This is a genomic window from Staphylococcus sp. EG-SA-2, assembly GCF_017152085.1.
This window is the reverse complement of record NZ_JACYHC010000773.1, coordinates 1-12,956: the sequence shown is the minus strand read 5'-3', so window position 1 is coordinate 12,956 and position 12,956 is coordinate 1. Positions and strand designations below refer to the sequence as shown.

The 12,956-nt window shown below is 33.3% G+C and carries 15 protein-coding genes and 1 riboswitch; of the genes, 3 read left to right on the top strand and 12 right to left on the bottom strand.

Features of this window, described 5'->3' with window-relative positions:
* The 3 genes from IDG60_RS14035 to IDG60_RS14025 all read right to left on the bottom strand — a co-directional run.
* The coding region (locus tag IDG60_RS14035; protein WP_042855517.1) for a toxic anion resistance protein at positions 1-1,119 on the bottom strand (1,119 nt) is incomplete at its 3' end.
* A 31-nt stretch (positions 1,120-1,150) separates the two neighbouring features.
* Entirely contained in the window at positions 1,151-1,780 is a 630-nt protein-coding gene (locus tag IDG60_RS14030) for a 5-bromo-4-chloroindolyl phosphate hydrolysis family protein (protein ID WP_001788788.1), read from the bottom strand.
* A gap of 18 nt (positions 1,781-1,798) precedes the next feature.
* Complete coding sequence (locus IDG60_RS14025; protein WP_001215907.1) at positions 1,799-2,068, bottom strand: acylphosphatase; 270 nt, start codon at positions 2,066-2,068, stop codon at positions 1,799-1,801.
* 162 nt (positions 2,069-2,230) lie between these two features.
* On the opposite strand from IDG60_RS14025, the gene msaA reads away from it, so the two are divergent.
* The 3 genes from msaA (at position 2,231) to msaC (ending at position 3,508) form a co-directional block, all read left to right on the top strand.
* Positions 2,231-2,539 (top strand): regulatory protein MsaA, encoded by a 309-nt coding sequence (gene msaA / locus IDG60_RS14020; protein ID WP_000269923.1) that lies wholly within the window; start codon positions 2,231-2,233, stop codon positions 2,537-2,539.
* A 170-nt stretch (positions 2,540-2,709) separates the two neighbouring features.
* Positions 2,710-2,910: a cold shock protein CspA gene (cspA, locus tag IDG60_RS14015; protein ID WP_000809131.1), complete on the top strand. Its 201-nt coding sequence runs from the start codon at positions 2,710-2,712 to the stop codon at positions 2,908-2,910.
* A 196-nt stretch (positions 2,911-3,106) separates the two neighbouring features.
* Complete coding sequence (gene msaC / locus IDG60_RS14010) at positions 3,107-3,508, top strand: sarA expression modulator MsaC (protein ID WP_000876201.1); 402 nt, start codon at positions 3,107-3,109, stop codon at positions 3,506-3,508.
* Positions 3,509-3,747: 239 nt separating this feature from the next.
* On the opposite strand, the gene lysA is transcribed toward msaC, so the two are convergent.
* From lysA to IDG60_RS22440, 9 genes are all read right to left on the bottom strand, one after another.
* On the bottom strand, positions 3,748-5,013 hold the full coding sequence (lysA, locus tag IDG60_RS14005) for a diaminopimelate decarboxylase (protein WP_000216946.1): 1,266 nt from the start codon (positions 5,011-5,013) through the stop codon (positions 3,748-3,750).
* On the bottom strand, positions 5,003-6,088 hold the full coding sequence (locus IDG60_RS14000; RefSeq protein WP_000127595.1) for an alanine racemase: 1,086 nt from the start codon (positions 6,086-6,088) through the stop codon (positions 5,003-5,005). The genes lysA and IDG60_RS14000 overlap by 11 nt, the downstream gene beginning before the upstream one ends.
* Before the next feature lie 4 nt (positions 6,089-6,092).
* A complete protein-coding gene (locus IDG60_RS13995; protein WP_206160813.1) occupies positions 6,093-7,244 on the bottom strand; it encodes an amidohydrolase in 1,152 nt (383 codons plus the stop codon).
* Between the two features lie 142 nt (positions 7,245-7,386).
* The gene (gene dapD, locus IDG60_RS13990; protein ID WP_000249839.1) at positions 7,387-8,106 is read right to left on the bottom strand and encodes a 2,3,4,5-tetrahydropyridine-2,6-dicarboxylate N-acetyltransferase; all 720 of its coding nucleotides are present in this window, start codon (positions 8,104-8,106) and stop codon (positions 7,387-7,389) included.
* Between the two features lie 26 nt (positions 8,107-8,132).
* Positions 8,133-8,855, bottom strand: coding sequence for a 4-hydroxy-tetrahydrodipicolinate reductase (gene dapB, locus IDG60_RS13985; RefSeq protein ID WP_000698231.1), 723 nt, complete (start codon positions 8,853-8,855; stop codon positions 8,133-8,135).
* A complete protein-coding gene (gene dapA, locus IDG60_RS13980) occupies positions 8,852-9,739 on the bottom strand; it encodes a 4-hydroxy-tetrahydrodipicolinate synthase (protein WP_000149278.1) in 888 nt (295 codons plus the stop codon). Before dapA ends, dapB begins: the two co-directional genes overlap by 4 nt.
* A gap of 1 nt (position 9,740) precedes the next feature.
* Positions 9,741-10,730, bottom strand: coding sequence for an aspartate-semialdehyde dehydrogenase (locus tag IDG60_RS13975; protein WP_000163523.1), 990 nt, complete (start codon positions 10,728-10,730; stop codon positions 9,741-9,743).
* A gap of 63 nt (positions 10,731-10,793) precedes the next feature.
* Entirely contained in the window at positions 10,794-11,999 is a 1,206-nt protein-coding gene (locus tag IDG60_RS13970; RefSeq protein WP_000258716.1) for an aspartate kinase, read from the bottom strand.
* Between the two features lie 81 nt (positions 12,000-12,080).
* A riboswitch (Lysine riboswitch) is annotated at positions 12,081-12,256 on the bottom strand.
* 609 nt (positions 12,257-12,865) lie between these two features.
* A partial coding sequence (locus IDG60_RS22440) for a hypothetical protein (protein ID WP_241013327.1) occupies positions 12,866-12,956 on the bottom strand: 91 nt, incomplete at its 5' end.

Below are 12,956 nucleotides of genomic sequence, written 5' to 3'. Positions count from 1 at the left end.
TCCTTTGATGTTCACTAAATGTGACTTTAAATCTTGTTCTAATTGTTGTAATTCTTTTTCAGCTAATTGTCGTTCTTCGCGACCGTGTTGTTGAATAATTAATGTTTCTTCAATTGTCTCAATAATGTTACGCTGTGTACGTTTCAATGTATCAAGATCAACAATGCCACGCTCATTTTCTGTTGCAGTTTCAATCGCATTTTGTTTCAACATTTCAGCATTTGCTGTTAATAAATCATTAGTTGTATCAGTGACAGCTCGTTGTGCAGCAACTGCATTACGCTGTCTCATTAATGTAAGCGCAATGGCCATTTGATTTTTCCATAGTGGAATACTTGTCAAAATTGAACTTTGTATCTTCTCGGCAAGTGCTTGATTAACATTTTGAATCATACGAATTTGTGGCGCAGTTTGCAAAGCTATTTGTCTTGAAAGCTGTAAGTCATATATGCGTTTATCTAGTCTATCTATAAATTGCTGCATATCTGCAACTTGTTGAATATCCATTTGATTAGTGGATTGCTGCGCTTGCTGTTGCAATTGTGGTAGCTTTTCATTTTCTAATTGCAACTTTTTTTGCTGTGCAGCAATGATATGCAATGATAAGTCATCAAAGTATTGTTTGTTTTTATCATATAGCGTATCTAATAATTCAATATCTCTTGTTAAATGTGTTTGATGTTTCTGCAGTTGAATCGTTATGCGATCGACTTGAGCACTAACTGATTGCATTCTTGAAAAGATTTCATTGATAGACGACTTTGCTCTGCTAAAAATTCTTTTTAACATAGATGGTTTATCAGTATTTAACTCATTTGGATTAACTGACTTTAGTTTTGACATTAGATCTGACAAAGTATCTCCAATAGGACCAACATCTTTACTTTGTACTTCATCCAACATTTGATGTGAAAATTGAGACATTTGTTTCTGTAAATCAGAACCAAACGCTAATAAACCTTCATTGTCTAAAGGGTTAATTTGTTTACTGATTGTGTCTACCTGTTTTTGTTGTTCAATTGTTAACTTTTCTTTTTGAATAGTAGTATTCGATAATTCTTTATCGCTTATAAAATCATCTAGTGGATGGCTTTCTTTGAAACTTTTATTTTCAGTCATCAATCATCTCTCCAATAGTTGCTATTTTACATCAATCTTGATGATGTTTTTGATGTAACTTATTTAATTCCATTTCAATATCTAAACGTTCATAATCATCTTCGTTGAGACGCTTTAAATCAGCGATTAATGTTCGTTTGACCTCATCCAAAGTAATTCGTGTTTGTTCTAACTTTTGCTGTTCATTAATTGATTTTTTGGGCATTTTTGCTAGACGTGTATATGCATCAACCAAATTTAAAGCATTATCAATATGAGAATAAAAAAAGCCTTCAACTTTATAAAATGATGCAGGTCTCTGTCTAACTGTCGTATAAATAGAACGTGAAATTTGGTATATATCATTAATCTGCCTAAAATCTTTAATTGATCTTATATTGACATACGTTTTTAAAATACCTCTAAGTTTTTGGTGTGTATGATTTAACTGATTTCGAATATAGCGATAGTCTTTTCTAGTCAAACCAATTTCGTTTAAATATTTGCGTGAAGTGAGTTTTTGTATCGGTAGGTATGTCATTAAAAAGCCAACAATACCAATAGACATATCAATTAAAAAAGATACATCAAGTGCAATCATCCCAAATATGCTTGTTAAAAACGCTACAGGAATTCCCACTAACACCCCAAATATATGAGAAATATTATATCTCACTGTCATCTTCCTTTATTTAGCATTTTATATTGATCGAAAATCCGATAATTTTTGATTTAGTTCTAACTCTTCAAGTTGATGGCTTGTTACATTTGATGCTGGTGAGGCACCTTCAATTACACCTTGAATAAATCTCTCTATATCTGCGTCATCCCCTTGTGCATATATCTCTACATAGTCATCTACATTTTGAACAGTACCGACAATGTTATAGTTCATTGCAATGCGTTGTGTAAAATATCTAAATCCGACGCCTTGAACGCGTCCGAATACTTGTAAATGTATATGTCTCATTTTTACCACCTCATAATGTTATTATACGTAGTTTTACTTAAAAAAACTAATAATTACTATAGTTACTACTTTGTTTGTTTCAAGTCGTCAAACTTGATTTTCAGAGGATAAAGGTATAAAAATAAGTATAGAGTTTTTGAAGTATGGAAGGGGTCTTTAATAATGTGGACAGTTACCAAAATTAGAGCCGATTATGAGGGATGGTGGTTATTCAGTGACTGGCCAGAAAACATTGTTGAAAAATATCAATATCAAGATTTTGATGACATGTTTAAGCACTATCAACAATTGATTAATCAATGTAAAGTTCAGTTCGATAATTATGTCACAGGCAAATATAATATTTATGCATTTTATAATAATTGTGACATGAACTATTGCGAAGATTGTGAAGAGGATTTACAAATATTTTATAGTTTCATTGTTTTACAAAATAATGAAGTATATTATAAACTACCAATAATTGATTAAATGAATATTTTTTATTATTGTATTGCAATTTGGTAATAACTGCACTATAATACAAGTTAAGCAGATGATTATTCCATATTGCAAAGAATATTTGAGTGAAATTTGCATGTATTTTTTGTAATATGCGAATAAGCATATTGAATGAATTTTAGTCTTGGAGGTTTCAGATTATGAAACAAGGTACAGTTAAATGGTTTAACGCTGAAAAAGGATTCGGCTTTATCGAAGTTGAAGGAGAAAATGACGTATTCGTACATTTTTCAGCAATTAACCAAGATGGTTACAAATCATTAGAAGAAGGTCAAGCTGTTGAGTTTGAAGTAGTTGAAGGCGACCGCGGTCCACAAGCTGCAAACGTTGTTAAACTATAATTCTTAGATTTGAATCATTGATTTTAACTAACACCTTACCAAGAAGTAAGGTGTTTTTATATGCTTATTACAAATACTTAACGCGATGAGTTTCTCAGCCAAATTGAGAACTCTTTTTTTATATCACCAACATTGTTTGCAATAGAAAATTATATTTATATAATATAATTATGGTGTACAACGACGAGGTGATTTTATGAAATATCTTATCCTTAGTTTAGTTGCTAATTTATTAGTTTTCGGTGTATTATCTGCAATTGGATTAAATATTAATATTTTAGCAGCAATGATGATTGTATTAGTGATTCCGATAATGATTTCTGGGATACTATTTTTCAAAACTAATATTGATAAAACATACATATTTTTTAACATCATATTTATCGACTTTTATTACTATATTTACAATGTACATTTAATGACTTTGCCAAAGTTTAATAATTATATTAAAGCAGAGATGATGGAATTAGAAGATATTGATGTATTAATTACAAGTAAAGATTTTGGATTTGATGAAATTCTGTTTTATACATTATATTTGTTGTTAATTCTTATCGTTTTATATTATTTGAAAAAGCAAGTAAAGCATAAAATCTAATTTCATGATGCTTGTTTAAAGTGTGGTATGTATATGATGCTTTAAATTAGTTGAATAGGGCTAACTAAATATAAAGGATTAATGACAAAAAGAAATAAATACTTTCTAACTAAAAATGTGCTGTTCTTCCTTTTTTAGAGTATATGTCCAAGCATGTTTTCTACAGTCATCTATAATGCATAAAAATTCCCCGAGTCACAGTATAATTTTCTGTGCTTCGGGGATTACTTTGTTTATTTTTATTTTGTATCATTAATAATGAGTTGTCTTAACGATTGTCGCTTTATAACTTCACGTGCTTTGCCATCTTTTAAGAAAAACACAGAAGGCTTTTGCATTTGATTGTAATTGGATGCCATAGAGTAATGATATGCACCAGTTGATAATATAGCAAGATAGTCTCCACGTTTGACTGATGAAGGTAATTTAGCGTCTTTAATAATGATATCACCAGACTCACATAATTTTCCAGCTATAGTTACACTGTCATCTGCTTCTTCATTTCTATTAACAAGCAATGCTTGATACTTTGCGTCATAAAGTGCAGTTCTGATATGATCACTCATACCGCCATCGATTGAAACATATTTATTAATCTCTGGAATTTCTTTAATGGTTCCAACTTCATATAAAGTAACGCCAGCTTCACCTACAATTGATCGTCCCGGTTCAATACCTATTTCTGGTGCATCTATACCTAGAACTTTAATTTCGGATTTTATTGCGTCTGTAATATCTTTAATACCACTTTCGATAGGGAAACTTTCGTCACCTTCAACATATTTAATACCAAAGCCACCACCAAGGTTTAATAATTCAACTTGAATGCCTTGCTCTTTAAGCCAACGTAAAACAATTTTAGCAGTTTCAATAAATGCTTCTGTACCTTCAATCTGTGAACCAATATGACAATGTACACCTTTTAATTTTAAGTGTTTAGATTGTTGGACTTTGTCAATTGCTTTTTTAGCTAAGCCATATTGAATTGATAATCCAAACTTACTATCTTCTTGCCCAGTTTGAATAAATTCGTGTGTATGTGCTTCAACACCTGGATTAACTCGTAATACAACTTGAACCGTATCATTAGCATAGCGGTCTATTAATTCAATTTCTTCTAATGAATCTATAACAAAATAACCGATATTATTTTCTAAAGCATACCTAATTTCATGTTTCGTTTTATTGTTACCATGGAAATGGATGCGACTCGGTTCAAAACCTGCTTCTAAAGCTGTATATAATTCACCTTCAGAAACAACATCTAACTGTAAATCTTCCTCAGCTACAAGTTTGACCATTTGAATGCAAGTAAATGCCTTTGAGGCGTATGAAATATTGTATTTTAATCCACTATCTTTAAATGCGCGATGGTAACGGCGCATCTGTTCTCTAATTTGTAGTTCATCATAAACAATGGTAGGTGTACCAAAGCTTTGTGCAATCGTTTTTAAACTAATACCATCCATTGTTAATTCGCCATTTTGATTATATTTAACAGTCATTTGAAATGTACTCCTTTTTTAAAGAATCATGATTCATAGCACTTAATTGTTCAGAATTTGCACCAACACCTTTAAAGGTATATTCATCGATGCGGATATCATTATTATAAAGAATAACTTCATCTTGTGCATGTACATTGCCATCTACTTCAACAAACATATGGCTCATCATTAATGCACGTATCGGGTAGCGTTTACCATTGATAAGTGCTTCATGTTTAGCACGAGTTCTTAAAATTCCATCGCCATAACCGATATCAACTACAGCTAATTTTGTATTGTTTTTAGTCACTTCAAAGGCAAAGCTATAACCGCAATAATCACCAGCTTGTACTTCGCGCACTTGAATAACATGTGCTTTTACAGTTAATGACTGAACTATATCATGTTGATTCAGTGAACTATATGGTCTTGAACCGTATAACGCAATACCTACACGCGCATGTGTATGGTGGGGTAGTAATATTTGTCCTTCCCGATAAAAACTCGCACTATTTTGAGCATGGATTAGGTCGAACTGATAACCTTCAGATAAAAGTGCTTCAACAATTTCCATCCATTGTGAACGTTCAACATTATAATCTGACACATCGAATTCATCAGCATATCCAAAATGGGTCCATAAACCACTAATAATCATTTTTGCATTTTGATTATGATGGTGATCTTTCAATACTTCTTTAATTTCGTTTAAATCTTTAAATCCAGACCGATGTAATAAATTTTCAAATTCTAAGTGAACATGAATACCTGCTAAATCATTTTTATGGTTATAGTAATATGTCAACGACGGCAAAGTCATGTGTATTTGATGTTCACGGACTAAATCAAACTCGTAAACTGCATTCATTAAAAAGATTGTTGCATCTGGAGCAAGTTGTCTAATTTGAATTGCTTCTCGTAGTGATGTTGTGCTAAATGTATCTATACCTGCATGGATAAACTGAGTTACAGCAAATTCTAGGTCATAGTGATATGCATTATTTTTAACAACTGCCATTAATGGCTGATTGTTTTTGACTGTGATTGCATTTTGTAAAAATATTTTCTTATTTACAGACCATGTTGCTGTCAATGTATTACACCTCTTTGTAATTATTTAATAAATTTTCGTAAAAATTAACCACGTTTATTAACACTTTTTCATCAAAATTTAAATGTGATGTGTGCAAACCAGTTACAAAACCTTTATCTTCATTTCGTGTTCCTATAAAAACAAAGTAAGCTGGAGCTAGTTGTTGACCATAAAAACTAAAATCTTCCCCAAATAAGAATGGCGTTGGTTTGTCATAGACATTTAAATCAGCTTTTATTAAGGCGTCCTCTATTTGAGTACGTAATTTCGGACTATTGATTGTAGGGGGATAACCTTCTGCAAATTTAACTTCACAATCTACATTAAACAGAAGCTTGACACTTTCTGCTATCTTGTGCATTTGATTTTTAACGATTGTTAAATCATCAATATCATATGTACGAATTGTACCTTCTAAATAACCATTACTTGGTACAGTGTTAATCGCTTCACCAGCTTTAAAATGACCAATATGAACAATATTTCGTTTCAAACCGTTAAGGTGAAATTGTTGAATTTGTGATATTTGAGTTAATACATGTTGTAATGCTTCACCACAAGAATGAGCTTGTTCTTTATCAGCAACATGACTTGACAGGCCTGTTAAGAAAAAGCGATACTCTGTTGCGCTGGCCGTAATTTCTTCATCTCTTATCACTGCAATGCCTTCATCAGCAAATGGGTTAACATGAATACCAAATACCGCTTCAATTGGATACTTATCAAAGGCACCGGCTTTTATTAATCGATTTGCACCGCCACCAGTTTCTTCTGCAGGTTGGAAAATGAAAACGACATTTTGCGGTAATTGACCTGCGTCTTGCATGTCTTTGCAACGTTGTACAAAAAGCATTAATGCAGTTGTATGACCATCATGTCCACAAGCATGCATCACATGATCAGATTGACTGCGATAAGGCACATCATTTTCCTCTAAAATAGGTAACGCATCAATATCAGCTCTATACGCTATCGTATGTGAGCCATTACCTTCTAAGTATGCAATGACGCCAGTTTCCAATGGGCAATCGTATTTAATATTTAAACTATCTAAAAACGCTTTAATATAAGCAGTTGTTTCAAATTCATGTAAGCTTAATTCAGGATGTTGATGTAAATGACGGCGATGTTTCGTAACAAATTCTAATTCATTCATAATTATCAATCCTTTGTGTTAAATTACTATATAAATAGTGTAACGTATTTCGAAATTTGTGATCATAAGTTTATTCAATGATAAACAATAAGGTTGAGACATAATCGTATCTCAACCTTGAAATTATTATACGTTGACGTCACTAGTCATTCAGTTTTCTTAATGCTGCTACAATCTCTTTTTTAGTATCTTGTACTTCAGAAGCTTGCTTAATCACTTTTGCAGGTGTACCAGCAACAACTGCACCAGCTGGTACATCTTGTGTCACAATCGCGCCAGCTGCAACAATAGCACCTTTACCAACACGTACACCTTCTAAAATAACTGCATTTGCACCGATTAATACATCATCCTCGATTATAACTGGTGATGCACTAGGGGGTTCAATCACACCTGCCAATACTGCGCCAGCCCCTACATGTACATTTTTACCAGTTGTAGCACGACCACCGAGAGTAGCATTCATATCAATCATTGTACCTTCGCCAACGACTGCGCCAATATTAATTGTTGCGCCCATCATAACGACAGCACCATCTTCAATAATGGCTTGTTCTCTAATAAATGCACCTGGTTCAATACGTGCATTCGTATTTGTTAAGTCTTTTAATGGAATGGCAGAATTGCGACGATCCATTTCAATTTCTATATCTTCGAATTGACTACCATATGCTTCGTAAAAAGGTTTCCAATCATCCGCTTCACAAAAGATTACTTTAGATTGTTCTGAACCAAATACTTTAAAACTTTCTGGGTATGTGATGCCTTCAAAATTACCATTTAAATATACTTTTATTGGTGTAGACTTTTTAGCATCACTTATATATTGAATAATTTCTTCAGCTGTTAAATGTTGTACCATAAAATAATCGATCTCCTTTAATATGTTTATAAGTTGTCAAACGTATAAAAGCCGTTTGGTTTATTAACTAAGCGTTCTGCTGCTTGTATAGCACCATTCGCAAAAATATCTTTTGATTGTGCACGATGTGTGATTTGAATCGTTTCATCAGTGCCAGCAAATAGAACTTCATGTTCACCGACAATCGTACCTCCACGAATAGAATGTATACCAATATCTTGTGGCTGGCGTTTTTCATTTAATTCATGTCTATCATACACAGGTGTTACATTTTCTTTCAAAGATACGATCACATCATACAATTTTTCTAACGTACCACTTGGTGCATCTACTTTTTTATTATGATGTGCCTCAGTCAATTCGATGTCGAAATCATCAAGTAGGGGAACAGCAGCTGCTAAAATTTTAGTCAGTGCATGAACGCCATAACTCATGTTCGCGCTGAAAAATACAGGCATATTTTGACTCAATTCATCTAACTTATTAAGTAGTTTTTCTTTCTCGCCAGTTGTTGCCACAACTAATGGCAAATGAAACTCTTCATCTAATAATGGGAATAATAGATTCGGATTTGAAAAATCTATTGCAACATCGGCATCTTTAACATCTGCAATATGTTGATATTGTTGATATGGCGTTGTTGCTTTCGGTGTATTTTCAATGACCCCAACGATTTCATGTCCTTTTTCTTCTGCTAATCTAGCAACGCGTTGATTCATTGCACCATAGCCAATTAGTAATATTTTCACTCATTTTCACCCGCTTTAAATGTGTCATATGCTTCACGAAGCACTTTAGTATCTGTATCTTCTAGGCTAACCAATGGTAAACGTAATTCATAGTTTCCAAATTCTAAATAACTTGTTAAAGCTTTAATAGGAATTGGGTTAATATCAACTGATAGGGCTGATAACAGTGTGCCGATTGGTTTAAATTGATCTTGAATATCTAATCCACTTTGTTGAGCATCGTATAACGCTTGAAATTCTTTAGGAATGACATTGGCAATAACAGAGATAACCCCTTGACCGCCACGTTGATAGTATTCGACGACGTTGTCATCATTGCCACTATATAATGCAAATGAATTTGTATCAATTCGCTTTTTCACTTCTTCTAAATACTCAAAATCATTCGTAGCATCTTTTAAAGCAACTATATAAGGATGTTGACTTAATATTTCTACAGTTTCTGGTTCAATTGTCATGTTCGTTCTTGAAGGAACATTGTACAGCACGACTGGTAATTTCACAGCATCTGTAATCGCTTCAAAGTGTTTGACTAAACCACGTTGGTTCGTTTTGTTGTAGTAGGGCGTAATTAACATAATTGCATCAGCCCCTAAGGCTTTAGCTTGGAATGAAGCTTGGATTGACTTTTCAGTATCATTAGTTCCAGTTCCAGCTATGACAGGAACACGTTTATCTACAAGATCAATAACTGTTTTTAGAATGCGTTCTTTTTCATCTGTTGTTAAAGTAGGGCTCTCAGCAGTAGTTCCATTAACGATGATTGCTTGGGCATTATTTTCTAGTAAAAAATTAACGTGTGCTTTCAAAGCTTCAAGATTAACTTTGTTATTTGTAAAAGGGGTTGTAAGTGCAACGCCAACACCCTCAAATAAATGTGTCATTTTAATTCGCTCCTTTTAAACGCATAACTTGTTCCAATACTTGTACAGCATTTAATGCAGCACCTTTTAATAAATTGTCTGATGTACACCATACATGGAAAGTATTTTCTAATGAATCATCTCTACGTATACGGCCAACAAACACTTCATCTTTATTAGTGGAATTGATTGCCATTGGATATTCATTGTTCTCTGGATTGTCTACTAAAACAACGCGGTCATCTTGATCAAATAACGCTTTAATATCTTCTGCTGTCGTTTCTTTGTCAAGCGTTACATCAATTTCAACACTATGACTATCTTGAACAGGCACACGTGCGCATGTTGCTGTTACTTTTAAGTCTGGCGCATTTAAAATTTTTCTCGTCTCATCAATCATTTTTTGTTCTTCTTTTGTATATCCGTTTTCTAAAAACACATCAATATGCGGTAACACATTATTATAAATTGGATGTGGATATGCTTCTGGTGCTTTACCATTTACACCTTCAGCTAAATCTTTCTTACCTTTCATCCCTGAACCTGATACAGCTTGATATGTTGTATATGCCACTCGTTTTAAACCATAAGCATCTTGCAATACTTTTAATGGCACAACAGATTGAATCGTAGAGCAGTTTGGATTGGCAATGATACCTCTTGTAAATGTAGGTTCATTGACTTCCGGAACGATTAAATCAATATCTTCTGCCATACGCCATTGACTTGAATTGTCTATAACGATTGCACCAGCTTTTTCAAAGAGTGGGGCAAAGTGTTCGCTTGTACCGCCACCAGCACTCATTAATACATAATCGAAATGTTCACTAGCACGAGCATCAGTTAATTCTTGTACTGTATATGTTTTTTCTTGAAATTCAACTTCTTGCCCTGCAGAACGTGCTGATGAAAATAATACTAATTCATCGAAAGGAATATTTTTACGATTTAATGTCTCCAACATTTTTGTGCCTACTAATCCTGTTGCACCCACAACTGCTAACTTTGTCATAACTTGTCACTCCATTTTATAATAATTTCCAATTTTTAGAATATTTTAACAATCATTTTACCATTAAATGTTAAATGCGTCATATAGTTTTTCTACCGCTTGTTGCCCATTAAAATCATCAATGACGTATGAAATACTTATTTCAGATGTTGTTGTTTGGTAGAAAGGTATATTATTTTCAATTAATGTCAAAAATGCTTTTGATGCCACACCTGACATATCACGCATGCCTGAGCCAATTAATGAAATTTTGACATAATGCTCATTGATTTTATAAGCTAATGCTTCATATTGATTCTTTAATGTTTCAAGAATCATAGAAATTTGATGAAAATCACTATCTTTAATCGTGAAGGATAGTTGTAGCCCATCCAAGTTGACGATTTGTGAAATCATATCAACATTTACAGCACCTTCTTCAAGTTCCGTAAATAGTTGGGTAAGTAGCTGATTGTCAGGTAGGGGATAACTAATTGTTACATGCATCATATGTTTATCCAAAGCCACACCAGTAACTGCTTTTTTCTCTAATATTTCTTCATTTGACATAATCCATGTTCCTTTCACGTTCGATAAAGTTTTTCCTAAATATAAAGGGATATTATAGTTTTTAGCTAATTCAACACTTCTTGTTTCAAGTACACCAGCACCTAAAGCGCTCATTTCCATCATTTCTTCATATGAGACGATGTCTAGTCGTTTAGCCTTTGGTAAAAGTCTTGGGTCAGTGGCATACACACCATCAACGTCGGTATAAATTTCACAAGGTATTTGATTACTAACAGCAAGTGCCACAGCGGTCGTATCAGAACCGCCTCTGCCTAAAGTTGTTAATTCCTGATGTTCATTGATGCCTTGAAATCCAGCAACTACTAAAATATCGTTTTCTTGAAAGGCTTGTTCAAATGTTTGAGGATTAATTTGAGCAATTTTACTTTTTAAATGATGGCCAATGGTTTTAATACCCGCTTGATAGCCAGTCATTGCTTTGGCATTCACACCGATATCATTTAATACCATTGATAAATAAGATACAGTTTGTTGCTCTCCGGTTGTCAATAATAATGCCAGTTCTTGTTGTTTTGGTGCTTTAGTCAAGGTCGATACATTCGTCATTAATTGATCTGTTGTGTTACCCATAGCACTTACAACGACAATTAATTGTTCATCTTGATTGACTCGCTCCTTTAACATTTCAGCGATCCTTTTTATTTTTGTAAAATCACTGACGGATGATCCGCCAAATTTCAACACACTTCTTGTTACCATATAATCCTCCTAATTGTTAGGAAGGGCACACAATAATAAAAAAAGAACAAGTTCGGAATGCGAACTTGCTCTTAATCTATATACAAGTGATGCACTCCATTATTTTTAAATAATGACAAACTCTCAGCTCTTAACCAAAAAGTCCAACAAATTATAACTGCTATTATAATCGCTTCGGCATCGCACCCTTTCAAATTCAGCTGTTAGCAGACAGTAATCTAAACTTTACTCATGATTGATGCGCCTCATCAAAATATTATTAAATTGGTATGTGTTCATTATACATATGACAAATATGAATGTAAACCGATAATTTAGATTTTTTGGAATAACCTGAAAATTCAAGTTATAGCGTTGCTTATATTTTAAAAGGTGGTGATAATGAGACTTTTTGAAAAATAAAATTCAAAATACTTATAGCATACTCCATACTCAATATGCACATTAAATAAATGTACTCTTTTAATGCGGTGATAACTGTATTTGTAATTTAGAGAAGGGGTGTTCACTGTGCTGATGTGCTAAAAAATAAAATAAAAAGGACACCTTGATGCTATAAATATTAGCATCGAGACGCCCAGTTAATGTCTATTAAATTGAATATAGTCTCGGACATGAATCAATGCCCTAGGCCCTGCAATGTTATATTGACAGTAGTTGACTGAATGAAAATGACTTTGTAGCTAGCTTTTTTCAATCCTTGTCGGTGCCACACATAGAGAAATTGGATTCCTAATTTCTACAAACAATACAAGTTGCGGAATAAGTCCCAATATAGAAGGTGACAGTAAGCCAACTTACAATAATGTGCAAGTTGGTCGGGCCTCAACACAGAGATTTTCGAAAAGAAATTCTACATATTATGTTTATTTTAAAACGCCGATTTCTTGCAAGTATTCTTCATATGGAATTTCTTTTGAAACGCCGCCTTGTTTATTTAAATCGATAACACGGTTT

Excerpts from the sequence above, each read along its gene's own strand:
- IDG60_RS13975 (WP_000163523.1), bottom strand. The coding sequence starts at position 10,730 with ATGACAAAGTTAGCAGTTGTGGGTGCAACAGGATTAGTAGGCACAAAA.
- msaA (WP_000269923.1), top strand. The coding sequence starts at position 2,231 with ATGTGGACAGTTACCAAAATTAGAGCCGATTATGAGGGATGGTGGTTA.
- msaC (WP_000876201.1), top strand. The coding sequence starts at position 3,107 with ATGAAATATCTTATCCTTAGTTTAGTTGCTAATTTATTAGTTTTCGGT.
- dapA (WP_000149278.1), bottom strand. The coding sequence starts at position 9,739 with ATGACACATTTATTTGAGGGTGTTGGCGTTGCACTTACAACCCCTTTT.
- IDG60_RS14025 (WP_001215907.1), bottom strand. The coding sequence starts at position 2,068 with ATGAGACATATACATTTACAAGTATTCGGACGCGTTCAAGGCGTCGGA.
- IDG60_RS13970 (WP_000258716.1), bottom strand. The coding sequence starts at position 11,999 with ATGGTAACAAGAAGTGTGTTGAAATTTGGCGGATCATCCGTCAGTGAT.
- IDG60_RS14030 (WP_001788788.1), bottom strand. The coding sequence starts at position 1,780 with ATGACAGTGAGATATAATATTTCTCATATATTTGGGGTGTTAGTGGGA.
- cspA (WP_000809131.1), top strand. The coding sequence starts at position 2,710 with ATGAAACAAGGTACAGTTAAATGGTTTAACGCTGAAAAAGGATTCGGC.
- dapD (WP_000249839.1), bottom strand. The coding sequence starts at position 8,106 with ATGGTACAACATTTAACAGCTGAAGAAATTATTCAATATATAAGTGAT.
- lysA (WP_000216946.1), bottom strand. The coding sequence starts at position 5,013 with ATGACTGTTAAATATAATCAAAATGGCGAATTAACAATGGATGGTATT.
- IDG60_RS13995 (WP_206160813.1), bottom strand. The coding sequence starts at position 7,244 with ATGAATGAATTAGAATTTGTTACGAAACATCGCCGTCATTTACATCAA.